The organism is Stenotrophomonas sp. X (assembly GCF_055721025.1).
The window spans coordinates 1,077,012-1,095,773 of the sequence record NZ_CM146756.1 but is presented as its reverse complement, the minus strand read 5'-3'; the positions used below and the strand labels follow the sequence as shown (position 1 = coordinate 1,095,773).

The 18,762-nt window shown below is 67.8% G+C and carries 19 protein-coding genes; 16 read left to right on the top strand and 3 right to left on the bottom strand.

Going from position 1 to position 18,762, the window contains the following annotated elements:
- The first annotated feature begins 22 nt into the window (after positions 1–22).
- From sufC to ACZ75I_RS05040, 3 genes are read left to right on the top strand one after another with little or no spacing between them, the layout of a single operon-like run.
- A complete protein-coding gene (gene sufC, locus ACZ75I_RS05050) occupies positions 23–787 on the top strand; it encodes a Fe-S cluster assembly ATPase SufC (protein ID WP_005415598.1) in 765 nt (254 codons plus the stop codon).
- Complete coding sequence (gene sufD / locus ACZ75I_RS05045) at positions 787–2,049, top strand: Fe-S cluster assembly protein SufD (RefSeq protein ID WP_472958774.1); 1,263 nt, start codon at positions 787–789, stop codon at positions 2,047–2,049. The genes sufC and sufD overlap by 1 nt, the downstream gene beginning before the upstream one ends.
- Positions 2,046–3,302: a cysteine desulfurase gene (locus tag ACZ75I_RS05040; RefSeq protein ID WP_065196580.1), complete on the top strand. Its 1,257-nt coding sequence runs from the start codon at positions 2,046–2,048 to the stop codon at positions 3,300–3,302. The genes sufD and ACZ75I_RS05040 overlap by 4 nt, the downstream gene beginning before the upstream one ends.
- A gap of 54 nt (positions 3,303–3,356) precedes the next feature.
- Here the strand turns inward: ACZ75I_RS05040 and ACZ75I_RS05035 are convergent, their stop codons facing one another.
- Positions 3,357–3,848: a hypothetical protein gene (locus ACZ75I_RS05035; RefSeq protein ID WP_065196581.1), complete on the bottom strand. Its 492-nt coding sequence runs from the start codon at positions 3,846–3,848 to the stop codon at positions 3,357–3,359.
- Positions 3,849–3,916: 68 nt separating this feature from the next.
- Between ACZ75I_RS05035 and ACZ75I_RS05030 the strand changes: the two genes are divergently transcribed.
- The 13 genes from ACZ75I_RS05030 (at position 3,917) to ACZ75I_RS04970 (ending at position 17,328) form a co-directional block, all read left to right on the top strand.
- The gene (locus ACZ75I_RS05030; protein ID WP_065177925.1) at positions 3,917–4,456 is read left to right on the top strand and encodes a GNAT family N-acetyltransferase; all 540 of its coding nucleotides are present in this window, start codon (positions 3,917–3,919) and stop codon (positions 4,454–4,456) included.
- Positions 4,453–4,785: a non-heme iron oxygenase ferredoxin subunit gene (locus tag ACZ75I_RS05025; protein ID WP_005415593.1), complete on the top strand. Its 333-nt coding sequence runs from the start codon at positions 4,453–4,455 to the stop codon at positions 4,783–4,785. The genes ACZ75I_RS05030 and ACZ75I_RS05025 overlap by 4 nt, the downstream gene beginning before the upstream one ends.
- A 174-nt stretch (positions 4,786–4,959) precedes the next feature.
- Positions 4,960–5,364, top strand: coding sequence for a hypothetical protein (locus ACZ75I_RS05020; RefSeq protein WP_472958773.1), 405 nt, complete (start codon positions 4,960–4,962; stop codon positions 5,362–5,364).
- Positions 5,365–5,519: 155 nt separating this feature from the next.
- Positions 5,520–7,811 (top strand): TonB-dependent receptor, encoded by a 2,292-nt coding sequence (locus tag ACZ75I_RS05015; protein WP_472958772.1) that lies wholly within the window; start codon positions 5,520–5,522, stop codon positions 7,809–7,811.
- A 68-nt stretch (positions 7,812–7,879) separates the two neighbouring features.
- The gene (locus tag ACZ75I_RS05010) at positions 7,880–8,599 is read left to right on the top strand and encodes a tetratricopeptide repeat protein (RefSeq protein ID WP_180869091.1); all 720 of its coding nucleotides are present in this window, start codon (positions 7,880–7,882) and stop codon (positions 8,597–8,599) included.
- 10 nt (positions 8,600–8,609) lie between these two features.
- Entirely contained in the window at positions 8,610–9,287 is a 678-nt protein-coding gene (locus ACZ75I_RS05005; protein WP_069139012.1) for a Fe2+-dependent dioxygenase, read from the top strand.
- Positions 9,288–9,451: 164 nt separating this feature from the next.
- Positions 9,452–9,853, top strand: a complete 402-nt coding sequence (locus ACZ75I_RS05000) for a hypothetical protein (protein ID WP_180869095.1) — start codon at positions 9,452–9,454, stop codon at positions 9,851–9,853.
- 145 nt (positions 9,854–9,998) lie between these two features.
- Positions 9,999–12,419, top strand: a complete 2,421-nt coding sequence (locus ACZ75I_RS04995) for a TonB-dependent receptor domain-containing protein (RefSeq protein ID WP_472958771.1) — start codon at positions 9,999–10,001, stop codon at positions 12,417–12,419.
- Between the two features lie 166 nt (positions 12,420–12,585).
- Entirely contained in the window at positions 12,586–13,224 is a 639-nt protein-coding gene (locus tag ACZ75I_RS04990) for a PepSY-associated TM helix domain-containing protein (protein ID WP_180869099.1), read from the top strand.
- A 40-nt stretch (positions 13,225–13,264) separates the two neighbouring features.
- Positions 13,265–13,783, top strand: coding sequence for a DUF2271 domain-containing protein (locus ACZ75I_RS04985; protein ID WP_154350356.1), 519 nt, complete (start codon positions 13,265–13,267; stop codon positions 13,781–13,783).
- A gap of 116 nt (positions 13,784–13,899) precedes the next feature.
- Positions 13,900–14,703 carry a DUF4198 domain-containing protein gene (locus tag ACZ75I_RS04980; RefSeq protein ID WP_061479230.1) on the top strand — a complete coding sequence of 268 codons (804 nt, stop codon included), beginning with the start codon at positions 13,900–13,902 and terminating at the stop codon, positions 14,701–14,703.
- A gap of 52 nt (positions 14,704–14,755) precedes the next feature.
- The gene (locus ACZ75I_RS04975; protein ID WP_472958770.1) at positions 14,756–15,727 is read left to right on the top strand and encodes an FAD:protein FMN transferase; all 972 of its coding nucleotides are present in this window, start codon (positions 14,756–14,758) and stop codon (positions 15,725–15,727) included.
- Positions 15,724–17,328, top strand: coding sequence for a sulfite reductase subunit alpha (locus ACZ75I_RS04970; protein WP_180869103.1), 1,605 nt, complete (start codon positions 15,724–15,726; stop codon positions 17,326–17,328). The genes ACZ75I_RS04975 and ACZ75I_RS04970 overlap by 4 nt, the downstream gene beginning before the upstream one ends.
- A gap of 50 nt (positions 17,329–17,378) precedes the next feature.
- Here ACZ75I_RS04970 and ACZ75I_RS04965 read toward each other — a convergent pair whose 3' ends face one another.
- Positions 17,379–17,987: a HutD/Ves family protein gene (locus ACZ75I_RS04965; protein ID WP_180869105.1), complete on the bottom strand. Its 609-nt coding sequence runs from the start codon at positions 17,985–17,987 to the stop codon at positions 17,379–17,381.
- A 34-nt stretch (positions 17,988–18,021) separates the two neighbouring features.
- The gene (locus ACZ75I_RS04960) at positions 18,022–18,747 is read right to left on the bottom strand and encodes a murein L,D-transpeptidase catalytic domain family protein (RefSeq protein ID WP_061479233.1); all 726 of its coding nucleotides are present in this window, start codon (positions 18,745–18,747) and stop codon (positions 18,022–18,024) included.
- Positions 18,748–18,762: the final 15 nt, after the last annotated feature.

Below are 18,762 nucleotides of genomic sequence, written 5' to 3'. Positions count from 1 at the left end.
CCGCCCCACGGAAACCCCCACCATGCTGAAGATCGAAAATCTCCACGCCCGCATCGGCGACAAGGAAATCCTCAAAGGCCTGTCGCTGGATGTGAAGCCCGGCCAGGTGCACGCCATCATGGGCCCGAACGGCGCCGGCAAGTCCACCCTGGGCAATGTCCTGGCCGGCCGCGACGGCTACGAAGTGACCGAAGGCAGCGTGCAGTTCGACGGTGTCGACCTGCTGGAGCAGGACCCGGAAGCGCGTGCCGCTGCCGGCCTGTTCCTGGCGTTCCAGTACCCGGTGGAGATCCCGGGCGTGAACAACACCTACTTCCTGCGCGCGGCACTGAACGCCCAGCGCAAGGCACGCGGCGAGGACGAACTCGACTCCATGCAGTTCCTCAAGCTGGTGCGCCAGAAGCTGGCCGTGCTGCACCTGAAGGACGAGCTGCTGCATCGTGGCGTCAACGAAGGCTTCTCCGGCGGCGAGAAGAAGCGCAACGAGATCTTCCAGCTGGCCGTGCTGGAACCGAAGCTGGCCATCCTCGACGAGACCGACTCGGGCCTGGACATCGACGCGCTGAAGAGCGTGGCCGACGGCGTCAATGCGCTGCGCGCCGCCGACCGTTCGTTCCTGGTCATCACCCATTACCAGCGCCTGCTGGACTACATCAAGCCGGACGTGGTGCACGTGCTGGCCGATGGCCGCATCGTCAAGAGCGGCGGCCCCGAACTGGCGCTGGAACTGGAAGCGCACGGCTATGATTTCCTGAAGGACCGGGTCGTGCCCGAGGCGGCGGTCTGATGAGCGCCCTGCTCGACTCGATGGCCCAGGCCTTCTGCGGCAGCGATGCGCGCCGCGAAGTGCTGGATGCGGCCCTGCGCGACGGCCTGCCGGCCGCCCGCAATGAAGCCTGGAAGTACACCTCGCTGCGCCAGCTGGAACGCCGTGCGTTTGCTGCGGCACCGCTGCAGGGCCCGGCGCTGGACGCCGCGCTGCTGGACGACATCCCGGCGCCGCGCCTGGTGTTCGTCAACGGCCGCCTCGATGCCACGCTGAGCGACGTGCAGGCCCTGCCGGCCGGCGTGCAGCTGCAGCCGCTGTCGGCCGCACTGGCTTCCGGCGAAGACGCCGTGCGTTTCCTTGGCCGCCGCTACGAGCGCAGCGAGGAGATCTTCGCCCGCCTCAACGCCGCACTGGCCGATGAAGGCGTGGTGCTGCGCGTTGACGAAGGCGTGCAGGTCGAAGCGCCGCTGCAGCTGGTATTCGCCAGTATGGCGGGCGAGACCGACCTGGCCTGGCATCACCGCCACCTGATCGAACTGCGTGCCGGCGCCAGCCTCGGCGTGGTCGAGCACCGCTTCAGCGTGGGTGACTCCGCCCACCTGGACAACACCGTGCTGCATGCCCACGTCGCGCGCGACGCCGTGCTCAAGCACGCCCGCGTGCAGGCCGGCAGCGCACGCCAGACCAGCTTCCTGCGCACCGACGCGGTGTTGGCCCGCGACGCGCAGTACCACCGCGTCGACCTGGAACTGGGCGCCGCGCTCAGCCGCCATGAACTGAACGTGCGCCTGGAAGGCGACAATGCCCGGCTGACCGCCAACGGCGTGCTGCTCGGCAATGGCCGCCGCCACGTCGAAACCCGCCTCGGCATCGACCATATCGCCCGCGATACCGCCTGCGAACTGCTGTGGCGCGGCGTTGCCGCCAACCGCAGCCGCGTGGTGTTCCATGGTGGCATCCAGATCCGCGAAGGCGCCGATGGCACCGACGCGAACCTGTCCAACAAGAACCTGCTGCTGTCGGCGGACGCCGAGATCGACACCCAGCCGACGCTGGTGATCGACGCCGATGAAGTGAAGGCCGCGCACGGCGCGACCGTTGGCCAGCTCGATGCCAATGCGCTGTTCTACCTGCGCTCGCGCGGCCTGCCGCAGGCCCAGGCGCAGGCGCTGCTGAGCGCTGCGTTCTGCCATGAACCGCTGAAGATCCTGCCGGACGCGCTGCGCGCGCAGCTGGCACGCCGCCTGGACAAGGCCCTGGCCGAGGCGGGTGTGGCATGAACCTGTCCACGCCGCGCCCGATCGAAGAACGCACCGGCGCCCCCGACTGGGACCGCGTCCGCCTCGACTTCCCGCTGCTGATGCGCGAAGTACACGGCAAGCCGCTGGTCTATTTCGACAATGCCAACACCGGCCAGAAGCCGGTGCAGGTGATCGGCGCGGTGGACGAGTTCTACCGCCGTTACAACGCCAACGTCAGCCGCGCGGTGCATGCACTGGGCAGCGAAGCCACCGATGCCTACGAAGGTGCGCGCAACACGCTGGCGCGCTTCCTCAACGTGCGCCCCAGCGAGCTGGTGCTGTGCAGCGGCACCACCTTCGCCATCAACCTGGTGGCGTATTCGTGGGCGCTGCCGCGGCTGAAGGCCGGCGACGTGATCCTGGTGTCGCGCATGGAGCACCATGCCAACATCGTGCCGTGGCAGCTGGTCGCGCAGCGTACCGGTGCCACCATCCGCGTGGCCGAGATCACTCCCGATGGTGCGCTGGACCTCGATGCGCTGCGCGCGGCGATGACCCCGGAGGTCAAGCTGCTGGCGGTCACCCATGTCTCCAACGTGCTGGGCACGGTCAACCCGGTGCGCGAGATCTGCCGCGAAGCGCGCAAGCGCGGCATCATCACCGTGGTCGATGGCTCGCAGGCCGTGCCACACCGCAAGGTCGACGTCGCCGCGATCGGCTGCGATTTCTACGCCATCACCGGCCACAAGATGTGCGGTCCAACCGGTACCGGCGCGCTGTGGGCGCGTCGCGAGCACCTGGACGCGATGCCACCGTTCCTCGGCGGCGGCGAGATGATCAAGGAAGTCAGCTTCGACGGCACCGTGTTCAACGATGCCCCGCACAAGTTCGAAGCCGGCACCCCTAACATCGCCGGTTTCATCGGCCTGGGCGTGGCTGCCGACTACCTGCAGCAGCTTGGCCAGGACAACGTGGAAGCGCGCGAAGCCGAACTGCTGGCGCACTTCACCGAAGAGCTGCGCCGCGTCGATGGCCTGCGCATCATCGGCCAGGCACCGGAGAAGGCCGCCGTGGTCTCGTTCCTGATCGATGGCGCGCATGCCCACGACCTGGCCACCCTGCTCGACCTAGAAGGGGTGGCCGTGCGCTCGGGCCAGCACTGCGCACACCCGCTGCTGCAGTACTTCGGCGTCGCCGCCACCTGCCGTGCCTCGCTGGCGTTCTACAACACGCACGCCGAGATCGAGCGGTTCATGACCGCGCTGACCAAGGTACGCAAGCTGCTGGGGTAAGACTCACAGCGCAGCCGGAAGCAACGAGAACGCCGCGGGAAACCGCGGCGTTTTTCATGGCGCCGCCAAGGGCAGGATCGAAGACACGCAGAGCTCCGCAGGCCATTGCCCAAGGTGCCCCTTGCCGTAAGGGAACGCGGGTTGGCCCGCCGATACGATTCCGGTGAGTTCAACCGCCTGCTCCGACGGCAGCGCCGTGACGGGAATTCCATTCACCCACACGCCGTCGGCCGCCCATGGATCCTGCACCGGTGGCCCCGGGTGCAGCGCAGACATTTCGAAGCTCTCAACGTAGGCACCCCGTACGCGCACCAGTCTGCCGTGATAACGCATGGGATCGGCACGCAGCGCCTCCACCGTCACTGGCAACGCACGGGACGCACTGAAACGCGGGCACCCCAGGCCGTTGGGCGCGATGCCGCCACTCTCCTCGTGCGCCGGCAGGCAAGCCAGAAGAGCCACAAGCAGGACAGTTGCGGCCAGCGCGATTCCCTTCGGTATGCCCACCCCTGCACTCCGCCTGGCATTTGAAGAATGCACGAGCATAGCGGTTGCCAGGACCGCCGAGGGTCTCCCCCATTTGCGCCCGCCCACTGCCCACCTAAAATGCCCCCATGAGCACCCTGACCTTCCGCGCCGCCACGCCGGCCGACATCCCCGCCCTGATCGCCCTCGTCACCTCGGCCTACCGTGGCGACGCCAGCCGCGTGGGCTGGACTACCGAAGCCGACCTGCTGGATGGCGCCCGCATCGACGCCGAAGGCATCCAGGCCGACCTGGACCGCCCCCGCTCCACCATCCTGCTGGCCGAGCGCGAAGGCGTTCTTGTGGCCTGCGCCCACGTTGCCGACGTTGAGGGCAAGGGCTACTTCGGCATGTTCTCGGTCGACCCCGCACAGCAGGGCGGCGGCGTCGGCAAGCAGCTGATGGACGCCGCCGAAGCCCACGCCGCACGCGAATGGAACGTGCCGGTGATGCAGATGACAGTGATCGACGTACGCGACGAACTGATCGCCTTCTACGAGCGTCGTGGCTACCAGCGGACCGGCATCAAGAAACCCTTCCCGTATGGCGACGAACGCTTCGGCATCCCCAAGCGCGACGACCTGCGCTTCGAGATCCTGGAAAAACCGCTGGCCGGAGCGGCCGCGTGAGCGATACCTGGACCTTCGTGTGCGCCAGCAACGAGCTGCTGCCCGGTGAAATGAAGAGCGTGTTCGACGAGGTGACCGGCACCCCGATCGTGGTGTTCAACCTCGACGGCGAGCTGTACGCGCTGGAAGACCAGTGCACGCACGAGGAATTCGAGCTGTCCTCGGGCGAATTCAACACCGCCGAAGGCAGCGTGGAGTGCGTACTGCACGGTGCGCGCTTCGACGTGCGCGATGGCCGCGCCCTGTGCGCCCCGGCCTATACCCCGGTGCCCAAGTTCCCGGTGAAGCGCGAACACGACGCCGTCTGGACGCGCGACGACCGGGATTGAGCCGCGCCCCGACCTCGGGGTATCCGCCCGTGGGCTGGATCTGCAGGAGGCCCGCAAGGGCCCTCCCAAGGCGTTCCCCGGCCGCTCCAACGTGCCGCAACATGCCGTACATGCGAATCATTATCGTTGATGTTATTCTACGTAACATCTTCGTAACGACGCCGCCCTCGCGCCATGGCTTCGCCCGCGCCCACTGCCACGTTGTGCCGGCTCGCCCGCCAGGGGTGGCCGTTGCTCGTGGCCCTGCTGCTGACGCTGCTGCTGGGCTGGTCGGCACTGCACGAAGGACGCGGCAATGGCCCTGCTGCCCACGGCTGGCAGGCACACGCTGAAGATCTGCTGCAGGCGATGCCGCTGCCGCAACCGCCAGCCGATGAATGCCCGCAGCACGCCGTACCAGCACCGGAGCCTCCGTTCGATGGCGAAGGCACCTCGCCCTGCACCGGCCTGGTCCCTGCACGCGCTGCTCTGGTCGCGCGTATCCCGCTGTGGCGCTCCGATGCCCTGCGCTGGCAGTTGCATGATCCCGCACTGCGGTTGAACCCCGGCCACGCACCGCCGGCACCGCACGCCAGCTGAGGCGCCCTGCGGCCGTTGCCGTGCGCCTGATTGCGTTTCCTGCCAGCCGAGCATGGCTCGGTTCTACAGAACCCACCTCCTGCCCGTCGCCGCGCGCCCACCTGCGCCGGCTCGCCCTCCCCCTTTCCCGATCCAAGCCACTACCACCCAGGCCCATGACCCACATCACCTCCCGCAAACACGCCCCGCGCGTATCCCTGCTCGCCACCGCCACCCTGGCCGCCGGCTTCGCACCGCTGGCCGCGCAGGCTGCCGACAGCGCCGATGCCGGCTCCCGCAATGCCACCGACCTGGACAAGGTGCAGGTGCGCGGCAGCTGGTTCAATCCGTCCTCGCCGAAGTTCACCGCCGAACTGCTGGACACCCCGAAGTCGGTGTCGATCGTGTCGGAAAAGCTGATCGCCGAAACCGGTGCGACCAACCTGCAGGATGCACTGCGCATGGTGCCGGGCATCACCTTCGGTGCCGGCGAAGGCGGCAACCCGACCGGCGACCGCCCCTTCATCCGTGGCTTCGATTCGCAGAGCAACGTCTTCGTCGACGGCCTGCGCGACGTCGGCTCGCAGACCCGCGAGATCTTCGACCTGGAGCAGGTGGAAGTGGTCAAGGGCCCGAGCTCGGCTTACGGCGGCCGTGATTCCGGCGGTGGCAGCCTGAACCTGGTGAGCAAGACGCCGAAGCTGAAGAACGAGACCAACGCCAGCATGGGCATCGGTACCGACAGCTACGCACGCGGCACCGTGGACGCCAACTACGTCCTGGGCGACGGCATCGCCGCGCGCCTGAACCTGATGAAGCACGAATCGGACATCGCTGGCCGCGACGCCGCCAATGTCAGCCGCTGGGGCATCGCGCCGTCGATCGCATTCGGCCTGAACGGCCCGGCGCAGCTGATCGCCAGCCACTACCACATGCAGAGCGATGACCTGCCGGACGCCGGTGGTTTCCCCTACGGCAACCCGAACGGTGCGCCGGCCTCGAAGTGGGTCGACGGCCGCCCGATGGTGCCGGACCGCAACAACTACTACGGCCTGGTCGACCGTGACTTCCAGCGCACCCGTGCCGACATCAGCACGCTGGATGCCAGCTACGATTTCGGCGGCCACAAGCTGCGCAACATCGCGCGCCTGGGCAACACCAGCAACGATTACCTGTGGACCCAGCCGGACGACAGCCAGGGCAACCCGAACAACTACGGCACCTTGTGGCGCCGTACCAACGCCCGCGCCGTCGACGTCAAGAGCTTCGCCGACCAGCTGGGCCTGACCGGTGCCTTCCAGACCGGCGCGCTCAAGCACAGCTACAGCGCTGGCGTGGAATACAGCGACGAGAAGATGACCCGCGGCAGCTACCTGATGACGCCGGGCACCAGCAACCCGCTCACTGGCAACAGCAAGTGCCCGACCACCGGCGCGGCCACCGGTTACAACTGCACCGATTTCGCCAATCCGGATCCGCGCGATCCGTGGGCAGCCACCCATTCGGTGTACCGCAGCGACAAGGCACTGGACGTCGAGCAGCGCACCAGGACCACCTCGGCCTACGTGTTCGACACCATCGAGCTCAATGAGCAGTGGATGATCAACCTCGGCCTGCGCTACGACGACTTCCGCACCGCCCTGACCACTCCGGTGGCCGGCAAGGCACCGACCCGCGTGCGCAACAGCAATGACTTCCTGAACTACCAGGCCGGTGTGGTGTTCAAGCCGGCCGCCAACGGCAGCATCTACCTGTCGTGGGGCACCTCCTCGACCCCGCCGGGCATGGACGGTGGTGACGGTTCGGACGGCCTGAGCGCCGCCGTGGCCGACCTCAAGCCGCAGGACACGAAGAACCTCGAACTGGGCACCAAGTGGGACCTGTTCGACCAGCGCCTGAATCTGACCGCAGCGATCTTCCACACCGTGATGAACAACGCACGCGTGACGGTCGACAACGGCACCAGCCAGAATGCCGGCAAGAAGGAAATCAACGGCTTCGAACTGGGCTTCACCGGCCAGCTGACCGACGCCTGGAGCCTGTACGGCGGCTACACCTACCTGGACTCGGAACTGAAGGACAACGGTTTCGTCTGTGGCGCACCGGTGGGCCGCACCTGCCCGTCCAACGTGTACGTGCCGTCGCCGTACAACGGCAACGTGTTCCCGAACACTGCCAAGCACAGCGCCAACCTGTGGACCACCTACCGCTTCCCGATCGGCCTGACCCTCGGCGCCGGCGCGTTCTACTCGGACAAGCAGTACGGTGATGTCGCCAACACCAAGTGGATCCCGAGCTACACCCGCTTCGACGCGATGGCCAGCTACGCGATCCAGGACAACATCAGCCTGCAGCTCAACGTGCAGAACCTGACCGACAAGACCTACTTCACCAAGGCCTATGCCTCGCACTACGCGAGCATCGCCCCGGGTCGCTCGGCCACCCTGGCACTGAACGTCAAGTTCTGATGTAACGGCGCTCCACCACGGCGGCAGGCGCTCCTGCCGCCGTTTTTGTTTCCGGCGATACTCACCCAATGGCAACCCGTACCCCCATCGACAGCGACGCCCTGGCCGAGCTGCTCCAGCACGATCCACAGGCTGCGTTCGCACGCGTGCGCGACGCCGCACAGGCCGGGCAGGTCGAGGCGCAGCTGCTGCTCGCGCAGATGCACATGGAAGGTAAAGGCACCGCGCAGGACGCCTCGGCTGCGCTGCTCTGGTACGAAACCGCCGCCAACAACGGCGCGCCGATGGCGATGAACATGCTCGGCCGCTGCCATGAGCTGGGCCAGGGCACCACGCCCGATCCCACGCTGGCCGCGGTGTGGTACCGGCGCGCGGCCGACACCGGCCTGGACTGGGGCCTGTACAACCTGGCCAACCTGCTGGCCACCGGCCGCGGCGTGCCCCAGGACCGCGCGCAGGCACTGGCCCTGTACACCCGCGCCGCGCATCTGGGCCATGCCAAATCGATGAACCTGCTGGCCCGCCACCTTGAAGACGGCCTGGAGATCGAGCGCGATCCGCAGGCCGCCCTGGGCTGGTACCGGCGCGCGGCCGAGACCGGCGATTTCCGCGGCCAGGCCAACTACGCCTCGATCCTGCTGCAGGCCGGCCAGGTCGAGCAGGCCGTGCACTGGCTACGGCTCGCCCTGGCGCACGGCAGCCCGGCGTTCATGGCGCACATCGTGCCGGAACTGGCCGCGTCGCCGCATCCGCAGGTGCGCGCCCTGGTCGCACCGCCGTCCCTCTGAGGAGCCCCGCATGCTGCTGCACATCCCCGACATTCTCAGCGCCGACCAGGTGGCCGACTTCCGCCGCCGACTGGATGCCGCCGACTGGACCGATGGCCGCGAGACCGTCGGCCATCTGGGCGCGCAGGCCAAGCACAACCAGCAGCTGCCCGAGGCCTCGCCGCTACGCCGCGAACTGGGCGAGATCATCCTCGTCGCGCTGGCCCGGCACCCGCTGTTCTTCAGCGCCGCGCTGCCACTGAAGTACCTGCCACCGCGCTTCAACCGCTACAGCGGCGGCGGCACCTACGGCTTCCATGTCGATGGCGCGGTGATGAACCTCGCCAATGGTGAACAGCTGCGTTCGGACATCTCCTGCACCCTGTTCCTGTCGGCGCCGGATGAGTACGAGGGCGGCGAACTGATCATCAGCGACACCTACGGCGAGCACGAAGTGAAGCTGCCGGCCGGCGACCTGGTCGTGTATCCGTCCAGCAGCCTGCACCAGGTGCGGCCGGTTACCCGTGGCGCACGCGTGGCTTCGTTCTTCTGGGTGCAGAGCATGATCCGCGACGACGTGCAGCGCCGCCTGTTGTGGGAAATGGATGGCTCGATCGAGCGACTGCGGCAGACCGGCGGCGACGCCGAGGCGATCCTGCAGCTGACCGGCGTGTACCACAACCTTTTGCGGCGCTGGAGCGAAGTCTGAGCCTTGCCGGGCCGGTCCGCGAAATTTTGGCAATCATTCTCATTTGCAACAGCTAACGGCTCTCATTACAATCACGCCCCGTTGATGCCGGCCGCTGCCGGCAGACCCCTGGGGACCCCTGCTTGCTGCGTCCGCTTCGCCCTCGCCCCCTCAGCCATCGCAAGATGGGCACCGCCATGCGCGGCCAGCGTCCGGCGCTGGCCAGCCTGCTGGCATGGGTGGCGATGCTGGCGTTGCTGCTGGGCACCCTGCCCCTGCTGCCACAGGCCCAGGCTGGAATGGCCATGCAGATGCCGCTGGAAGAGCGCGGTGGCGAAAGCCCCCTGCAGGAAGAGGCGCCGGCCAAGCTGCGCCGCTGTGCCTCCACCCCGGTGAAAGCGGCCGAGCAGGCACACCCGCCGTTGCTGCTGGCCAGCCACTGGCTGCGCACTGAACTCGAACTCGTACCCGCCACGCCGGCCATGCCCGGCGTGCGCCCGGACTGGCCGCTGGCCACTCCGGACACACCCTGGGCCGATGCGCCCGGGCGCCGCCAGCAACGCGGCCAGGCGCCGCCGCTCGCCTGATCCACGGCCTGGCGTGACCGCCTGCGCGGTCGCGCCTGCACGCCGCTGCCTGCTTCATCCCTGTCGCCCCTGACCGGGCCTTCCGTGCCCGCCGCGCGCTTCGCGCACGGCATCGCGCCACCCTGCATTCTTCGAGGTAACTGCCATGGCCCAGCGCCATCGTGTCCGTTCGTCCCTGTCCCGTACCCTGCTGACCAGCGCCGTGCTGGCGGCTTTCGCCAGCCCCGCCTTCGCCCACGGTGACGCCGCCGGCGCCCCGCAGACGCTGGACAAGGTGGTGGTCACCGCCTCCGGCTTCGAACAGAAGGTGATCGATGCCCCGGCCAGCATCAGCGTGGTCAGCCGCGAGGAACTGAGCAAGCGCCCGTATACCAGCCTGGTCGATGCGCTGCGCGACGTCGAAGGCATCGACGTGGGCCTGGAAGCGACCGACAAGAACGGCCGCGCCACCGTGTCGATGCGCGGCCTGCCGTCCGAGTACACCCTGGTGCTGATCGACGGCCGTCGCCAGAGCAATGTCGGCCAGATCTACCCGAACAACTTCGGTGGCGGCCAGTTCGCCTACCTGCCGCCACTGGAGGCGATCGAACGCATCGAAGTCGTGCGCGGGCCGATGTCCACGCTGTACGGCTCGGACGCGATGGGCGGCGTCATCAACATCATCACCCGCCGCAACCAGGACAGCTGGCACGGCTCGGTGACCCAAGGCTTCACCGTGCAGCAGGACGACCAGTTCGGTGATGCGCGCACCACCGACCTCTACCTCAGCGGCCCACTGCTGAAGGACCGCCTCAGCCTGGCGGTACGCGGCAGCTACTACGATGCCAAGGCATCGAACCCGGAATGGGATGCACTGACCCTTCCCGACGGTACGCCGTGGGAGCGCAGCATCGGCTTCGGCGGTGGCGGCAAGTCGGTCGCCAACACCAACTGGAACACCGGTGTGCGCCTGGACTTCCGCATCAACGACGATCACGAACTGTGGCTGGACTACGACGTGTCGCGGCAGAAATACGACAACAGCGAAGGCCAGACCGGCACCCTCGACAGCCTGGCCAGCCTGTGGCGCGTCGGCAATGCGATCATTCCCAACCCGAACGGCAGCGGCACCGTCACCCGTCGCGTGGTGCAGCCGCGCGTGGGCTACACCGCCTACCAGCGCTACGAGCGCGATCAGCTGTCGCTGACCCACCAGGGCCGCTACAGCTTCGGCACCTGGCAGACCTCACTGACCCACAGCAAGAGCAACAACCTGGGTCGTTCGCTGCCGCTGACCCTGGACGAGCGCGCCAACCTGCAGACGCTGTGGAATGACGTCTGCCGCCGCACTGGCGCCGCCAACCACTGTGCGGCCGGCCGAGGCAACGCCCTGGCCGCCCTCAACCCGAGTGAGACGGCGCGCCTGCAGGCGTTCCTGCCGCGCCCGCTGCGCAGCATGGAACTGGAAGGCTACGTGCTCGACACGATGCTCGACCTGGACTTCGGCGCGCACACGCTGACGGTGGGTGGCCAGTACAACAACACTGACATGGTCGACGGTGTGTTCGGCATGGATGGCGCCGGCTACCGCAGCAACGTCAAGCAGAAACACCGCATGTGGGCGCTGTTTGCCGAGGACAACTGGGCGCTGACCGACACCCTCACCGCCACCTTCGGCCTGCGCTACGACGACCACAACGTGTTCGGCAGCCACGTCAGCCCGCGTGGCTACCTGGTGTGGAACGCCAGCGATGCGTGGACCTTCAAGGGCGGCGTCAGCACCGGCTACAAGACCCCGCGACCGGACCAGCTGTTCCCGGGCATCACCGGCTTCGGTGGCCAGGGCGTGCTGCCACTGGTCGGTTCGCCGAACCTCAAGCCTGAAACCAGCACCAACTACGAGCTGGCCGCCTACTACGAGGGCCAGCGCTGGGGCTTCAACGTCACCGGCTTCTTCAACACGTTCGAAGACAAGATCGCCAGCGGCGGCACCTTCCCCAACTGCGAAGTGGCGCGCGCCGGCAGCGGCTACTGCGTGGACATCGGCCCGGGCTGGGCCGCACTGGGCTACAGCACCTTCACCCAGAGCGTGAACATCGACAAGGCTGAAACGCGGGGTGCCGAACTGGCCGCGCACGTCGACCTGCTCGACACCCTGCAGCTGCGCGGCAACTACACCTGGACCAAGAGCGAGCAGACCAGTGGCGCACAGAAGGGGCTGCCGATCAGCGGCACCATGCCGGCAAAACACATGGCCAACGCCAGCCTCAACTGGCAGGTCAACGAAGCGGTCAGCCTGTCGCTGATCGGCGAGGGCCGCTACGACCGCTACCGCGACACGCTGCTGGACGCCAACGGCGCCAGCCACACCCGCTACTACGAGGACTACACGATCTTCCATCTCGGTGGCAGCTGGAAGGCCACGCCCTGGCTGACGGTGAACGCACGGGTCAACAACCTGTTCGACAAGGATTTCGTCTCGCAGTCGTGCCTGTTGATCAGCCAGAGCGAATTCAACTGCGTGGACGACTATGCGACCAAGGACCAGCGCCGCAGCTACTGGATTTCGCTGAACGCGAAGTTCTGATCGCCGCGCTCTGCTCCTGCTCCACGCATGGCGTGGATCTACCGATCGGTAGTGCCGGCCGCTGGCCGGCAACCCGAAATAGCTCCGGGATACAGAACGATACGCAATTGCGAGCTATTCTCATCAATGATGTAATGGGCAGTCCCCGTCCGCCTCGAACCGTGCCGTGAGCCGTCCCGCCCTTTCCACCGTGCAGCAGCAACAGAACCGTGGCTTCTGGCTGCGGACGCTGCACCAGTGGCACTGGATCAGCTCGGCGGTGTGCCTGATCGGCATGCTGCTGTTCGCGGTGACCGGCCTGACTCTCAACCATGCCGCGAAGATCGAGGCCAAGCCCGAGGTGCAGAACCAGCATCTGGAACTGCCGGCCGAGCTGCTGGGCCAGCTGGGCACGCGCGAGGACGGCAACGCGCCGATTCCGCGCCCGGCCCGGCACTGGCTGGACACGCAGCTGGGCATCGCCATCGGTGGACGCCCGGCCGAGTGGTCGGCCGAGGAGATCTACCTGTCGCTGCCGCGCCCCGGTGGCGACGCCTGGCTGAGCATCGACCGCGAAACCGGCGCGGTGGAGTACGAATCGACCTCGCGCGGCGTGGTCTCCTACCTCAACGACCTGCACAAGGGCCGCAACGCAGGCCCCGCATGGGGCTGGTTCCTGGACCTGTTCGCCGTGGCCTGCCTGGTGTTCTGCATCACCGGCCTGTTCCTGCTGCACCTGCATGCGCGGCAACGGCGCATGACCTGGCCGCTGGTCGGCCTCGGCCTGATGATCCCGCTGTTGATCGCCCTGCTGCTGATCCACTGACTTCCACCGTGAATTCCATCCGTTCCTCCGGAGCCGCCCCATGCGCGTCACCCTGACCATCGCCCTCAGCGGCCTGCTGGCCACCTCGCCGGCCTATGCCACCACCCTCGACATCAACGTCGAAGTGCCCAAGCTCAACGTGGCCGAATACCACCGCCCGTATGTGGCGGTGTGGCTGGAAGGCGCCGACCAGAAGGTCGCGGCCAACCTGTCGGTCTGGTACCAGCAGACCAGCAACAGCGAAGGCCACGGCACCAAGTGGCTGCCCGACCTGCGCCAGTGGTGGCGCAAGAGCGGCCGCACCCTGCAGGTGCCGGTGGACGGCGTGACCGGCCCGACCCGCCCGGCCGGCAAGCACGCGCTGTCGTTCAACGACAGGCAGCCGGCACTGAAGCAGCTGGCCCCGGGCAACTACACCCTGGTGGTGGAGGCGGTGCGCGAAGTCGGCGGCCGCGAACTGCTGAAGATCCCCTTCACCTGGCCGGCCACCGCCGCGCAGAGCGGCAAGGCGCAGGGCGCCACCGAACTGGGCCAGGTCACCCTGTCCGTCAAACCCTGACCGTTTGTTCCGGGGTCAGGGCCCTTTCCGTTGGAAAGGGATCCGACCCCGGGGTCGGATCCCTTCCGCAGGAAGGGCCCTGACCCCATCCACCCAACGTCCCTGGAGTCTTCCGCATGAAGCGCACGCTCGTCCTCGCCGCCGCCCTGGCCGCTGCCCTTCCCTTCTCCGCCCTGGCCCACAAGGCCTGGCTGCTGCCCTCGCAGACCGTGCTCGCCGGCAACGCACCGTGGGTCACCGTCGACGGTGCGGTCTCCAACGACCTGTTCTACTTCAACCACGTGCCGCTGCGACTGGAATCGCTGGTGATCACCGCGCCGGACGGCAGCACCGTGCAGCCGCAGAACGCGGCCACCGGCAAGTACCGCAGCGTGTTCGACATCGAACTGAAGCAGCCAGGCACCTACCGCATCGCGTCGGTCAATGACGGCCTGTTCGCCACCTACGAGCAGAACGGCGAGCGCAAGCGCTGGCGCGGCAGCGTGGCGACCCTTGGCGAACTGCCCAAGGACGCGAAGAAGCTGGAACTGAGCCAGTCGGTGGGCCGCGTGGAGACCTTCGTCACCAACGGTGCACCGAACGATACCGCGCTGAAGCCGACCAACCGGGGTATCGAGCTGGTCGCTGTTGGCCACCCGAACGACCTGTTCGCCGGCGAGGAAGCAACCTTCCGCGTGCTGGTCGATGGCAAGCCGACCGCTGGCCTGGAGTTCGAGATCGTGCGGGGCGCCACCCGCTACCGCAACGCACAGGACGAACTGAAGCTCACCAGCGACGCCAAGGGCGAGATCAAGGTGACCTGGCCGGAAGCCGGCATGTACTGGCTGGAAACCGGCACCGAAGACAACAAGACCTCGGTGAAGCAGGCCGCCAAGCGCCGCCTGAGCTACGTCGCCACGCTGGAAGTGCTGCCGCAGTGATGTGGACCACGATGTCGGGCACACCCCGGCATCGCCGCCACGACGCATCACCATGACTGATCCCCAGCTCGACATCGCCCGCCTCGGCGGCACCACCATGGGCACCACCTGGAGCGTGTCGCTGGTCGCGCCGCGCCAGCGCGACCTGCACCCACTGCATGCCGGCATCCAGGCGCGGCTGGATGCGGTGGTGGCGCAGATGAGCACATGGGAGCCCGGCTCGAACCTGAGTCGCTACAACCGCGCCAACGCGGGCCAATGGTGCGTGTTGCCGGCCGAGACCCGCCACGTTCTGGCCCGCGCACAGGCCATCGCTGCCGCCAGTGACGGCGCCTTTGACCCCACCGTCGGTCCGCTGGTTGCGCTGTGGGGCTTCGGTGCACACGCCGGCGAACGCCGCCCGCCCGACGACGCTACCCTGCAGGCCACGCGTGAGCGTTGCGGTTGGCGGCGCCTGCAGTGGCAGGGCGATGCGCTGCTGCAACCGGGTGGACTGGAACTGGATCTCTCTGCGATCGCCAAGGGCTTCGGCGTCGATCACGTGGCTGCCTGGCTGCATGGGCAAGGCATTGCGGCAGCGCTGATCGAAGTCGGCGGCGAGCTGGCCGGCTACGGCCGCAAACCGGATGGCCATCCCTGGCGCGTGCTGGTGGAATCCGCACCCGAAGAAGACGCGCACAGCGAAACACCACTGCGGGTGCTGGCGTTGGATGGCAAGGCGGTCGCCACCTCCGGCGATCGCTGGCATCAGTACCAGGCCGATGGCGAGGTCTACAGCCACAGCCTCGACCCGCGCAGCGGCAGGCCGGTCCGCCAGGTCGCCGCAGCGGTCACCGTGGTGGCAGACGACGCGATGCATGCTGATGCCTGGGCCACCGCACTGACCGTCCTTGGTCGCGAACAGGGCATGGCACTGGCCGAGCGCGAAGGCCTGGCTGCACGCTACCTGCAGCGTGCAGCGGACGGCGCGCGGGAGTTCCTCAGCAGCGCCTTCCAGCGCCTGCTCGACGAGCAGGATGCATGAGCACCCGGCCGTCACGCGCCTGGCTCGGCAACGCCCTGGTCCTGCTTCTGCTGGCGCTGATCGGTTCGGCGTTGCTGCGCCTGCATCTCGGCGAAGCCTGGTGGCAGGGCGCGCCACCAGCGCGGCAGTCGCAGATCGCGGTGCTCGCTACGGCGTTGTATGCGCTGGCCTGCGCCGCACTGTGGTGGCGTGGGCGCCCGCGCGACGATGCCGCCTCCGCTGACGCCGCGCCGATCCTGCTGGTCTGGTCCAGCCAGACCGGTTTTGCCCGCGACCTGGCCGAACGCAGTGCCGAGGCATTGCGTGGTGCCGGCGTGCCGGTGCGCGTGCGCGGTCTGCATGAGGTCGACGCCGCCTTGCTGGCCAGCAGCCAGCGTGCATTGTTCATCGCCAGCACCACCGGCGAAGGCGATCCACCTGACCACGCACTGCCGTTCCTGCGCGATGTCATGGTCTCGCCGCCTTCACTGCAGCACCTGCACTACGGCGTGCTCGCACTGGGCGACCGCAGCTACGGCCACTTCTGCGGATTCGGCCACCAGCTTGACCAATGGCTGCGCCAGCACGGCGCGCATCCGCTGTTCGATGCGATCGAGGTCGACAACGCCGATCCGGCAGCGCTTCGTCATTGGCAACAGCTGCTGGGACAACTCGGCGGCGGCGCCAGTGAACTGCCCGACTGGAGCCCGGCCGAATACCAGCCGTGGACGCTGCTGCAGCGCGAACATCTGAACCCGGGCAGCCCCGGCGGTCCAGTGTATTGGTTGCGCCTGCGGCCACCGGCCGGCGCAGATGTGCAGTGGCAGGCCGGCGACATCGCCGAGATCGGCCCGCAGCATGCGTCGCACACCGTGCGTGCCTGGCTGGACGCACAGCGCTTCGATGCGGACAGGGTGCTGGATGACGGGCAGACGTTGCTGGCACGCGTCGCGCGCTCGCACCTGCCTTCATTGGTTCCCCCGGGTGATCTGCCCGCATTGCTGGCGACCCTGCAGCCGCTGCCGCATCGCGAGTACTCCATCGCCTCGGTGATGGCCGACGGCGCGGTGGAGCTGCTGCTGCGTCGCCAGCTGCGCGCGGACGGCACGCCTGGCATCGGCAGCGGCTGGCTGTGCGACCATGCAGTCATCGGCGAGCCGGTGCAGCTGCGCCTGCGCCGCAACGACAATTTCCACGGCGTCGCCGCCGAGGTACCGCTGCTGCTGATCGGCAACGGCACCGGCATCGCCGGCCTGCGCGCGCACCTGCACGAACGCGTACGCAGTGGCGCGCGCCGTACCTGGCTGCTGTTCGGTGAGCGCACTGCTGCGCATGACTTCCATTTTGGCGAAGAGCTGCAGGCAATGCTGGAAGACGGCACGCTGGCGCGGCTGGATGCAGTGTTCAGCCGCGATGGCGGTATGCATCGCTATGTGCAGGACCGCCTGCTGGCCGAAGCAGCAACACTGCGGCAGTGGGTGGATGAAGGCGCGACGATCCTGGTCTGCGGCAGCCTGCAGGGCATGGCCCCGGCGGTGGATGCGGTGATCGAGCAGGTGCTCGGGACTGCGGACAAGGAAGCGCTACTGCTGGCCGGTCGTTACCGGCGCGATGTGTATTGAGCTCACCGCGTCCACGCATGGCGTGGATAGCGCCCACCGGCGCCGAGGAATCATCCCGCCGCCGCACTGACCCGGATCGCCAGCAACTCGCCCCCGCCCTGCAACGCATTCCTTTGCCGTTCACCGGCCGCCAACCACGCGGTATCGCCAGCGTGCATCGGCGGCAGACCACTGTCAGCCCCAAATTCGGCATGACCGGCCAACAGGTAAAGCGCCCAGGCCACGCCTGGTTCGCAGAAAAAGAACATCGAGCCCACCAGCGGCCGATGCAGTAGTTCGGCCTGCAGCAGGTCGCGCTTCCACATCAGGTTGAAGTCGTGGGTGGTGCCGTCGACCAGTTCGCCGTGCAGCGTTTCCTCGCCCGCAAAGCGCACGCGCCCATGCGGCGGCAGGACTTCGGCCACGCGGCCATCCTCGAAGCGCAGGCGCACGCCATTGCCCTGCAGCAGCACCAGCTCACGCTCCACACCGGGAAACGCGGAGAACGCCGCGTCCAGCTCGATCTCGGCCACCGACAGGCGCAGCGCCCAGTCATTCCCCTGCGCAGGCAGGCGCAGGATCTCGCGGGTCCAGCCAAGTCCATTCCGCCAGCGTTCGCGGCGATAGTCCAGGCGGGAAATGACCTGGCTCGGAGTGTGCAGCAGGGAGTCGATGTTCATCGGCGCATTGCATCACGCCGCGCGCCATCGTGCATCACCGCGTGGCCAGCGTGCCCTGGCCGCCGCACCCGCCGGCCAGCAGCTGCGAGTGTTTCAACCAGTCCTGGTCGGGGTAATAGGCGAACACCATCGTGCCGCCACGCAACGCATCGATCAGTGGCTTGGCCACCGACAGGCGCACCGCCGGACAGCCCAGGCTGCGGCCCAGCCGCCCCTGCAGCTGCGCGGTGGCCGGGTTCACATATGGCGCGCCGTGGATGACGATCGCGCGTTCGCGCGCGCGGTCATTGAAGCCCGGTTCCAGCCCGGCCAGGCGCAGCGAATACCCGTTGCCGCCCATGTAGGTCTCCTGCGCGGTGAACGCGCCGAGGCTGGACATGAAACTGCCATCGCGGTTGGAGAAGTGCTCGGTGCGGTTCTCGCCGCTGTTGCGGCCATGCGCCACCCATTCCTCGAACAGCAGGCGCTGGTGGGCCAGGTCGAACACCCACAGGCGCGGCTCGGTGGACGGTCGCGAGTAATCGATAACGCTCAGTCGGTCACCGTTGATGCCAAGCTCCGGCCGCTGCAACGCACAGCGCATGGCGTGCGCCGCCAGCTGCAACACGTGGCGGTCGGCCTTGGGCGCACTGCGCGACAGCAAGGCAGCCAGATCTTCGGCACTGGTGGCGAGGGCGGGCGTCTGTGCCAGCGCCGGGGCGCTGGCCGAGGTCGCCAGCAGGCCGAACGCGGCCAGCCGGCACAGGCGGGATGCAGTCATGGGCACAACGAGGGA

Coding starts and splice junctions, on each gene's coding strand:
- sufC (WP_005415598.1), top strand. CDS start 23: ATGCTGAAGATCGAAAATCTCCACGCCCGCATCGGCGACAAGGAAATC.
- sufD (WP_472958774.1), top strand. CDS start 787: ATGAGCGCCCTGCTCGACTCGATGGCCCAGGCCTTCTGCGGCAGCGAT.
- ACZ75I_RS05040 (WP_065196580.1), top strand. CDS start 2,046: ATGAACCTGTCCACGCCGCGCCCGATCGAAGAACGCACCGGCGCCCCC.
- ACZ75I_RS05035 (WP_065196581.1), bottom strand. CDS start 3,848: ATGCTCGTGCATTCTTCAAATGCCAGGCGGAGTGCAGGGGTGGGCATA.
- ACZ75I_RS05030 (WP_065177925.1), top strand. CDS start 3,917: ATGAGCACCCTGACCTTCCGCGCCGCCACGCCGGCCGACATCCCCGCC.
- ACZ75I_RS05020 (WP_472958773.1), top strand. CDS start 4,960: ATGGCTTCGCCCGCGCCCACTGCCACGTTGTGCCGGCTCGCCCGCCAG.
- ACZ75I_RS05015 (WP_472958772.1), top strand. CDS start 5,520: ATGACCCACATCACCTCCCGCAAACACGCCCCGCGCGTATCCCTGCTC.
- ACZ75I_RS05010 (WP_180869091.1), top strand. CDS start 7,880: ATGGCAACCCGTACCCCCATCGACAGCGACGCCCTGGCCGAGCTGCTC.
- ACZ75I_RS05005 (WP_069139012.1), top strand. CDS start 8,610: ATGCTGCTGCACATCCCCGACATTCTCAGCGCCGACCAGGTGGCCGAC.
- ACZ75I_RS05000 (WP_180869095.1), top strand. CDS start 9,452: ATGGGCACCGCCATGCGCGGCCAGCGTCCGGCGCTGGCCAGCCTGCTG.
- ACZ75I_RS04995 (WP_472958771.1), top strand. CDS start 9,999: ATGGCCCAGCGCCATCGTGTCCGTTCGTCCCTGTCCCGTACCCTGCTG.
- ACZ75I_RS04985 (WP_154350356.1), top strand. CDS start 13,265: ATGCGCGTCACCCTGACCATCGCCCTCAGCGGCCTGCTGGCCACCTCG.
- ACZ75I_RS04980 (WP_061479230.1), top strand. CDS start 13,900: ATGAAGCGCACGCTCGTCCTCGCCGCCGCCCTGGCCGCTGCCCTTCCC.
- ACZ75I_RS04975 (WP_472958770.1), top strand. CDS start 14,756: ATGACTGATCCCCAGCTCGACATCGCCCGCCTCGGCGGCACCACCATG.
- ACZ75I_RS04970 (WP_180869103.1), top strand. CDS start 15,724: ATGAGCACCCGGCCGTCACGCGCCTGGCTCGGCAACGCCCTGGTCCTG.
- ACZ75I_RS04965 (WP_180869105.1), bottom strand. CDS start 17,987: ATGAACATCGACTCCCTGCTGCACACTCCGAGCCAGGTCATTTCCCGC.
- ACZ75I_RS04960 (WP_061479233.1), bottom strand. CDS start 18,747: ATGACTGCATCCCGCCTGTGCCGGCTGGCCGCGTTCGGCCTGCTGGCG.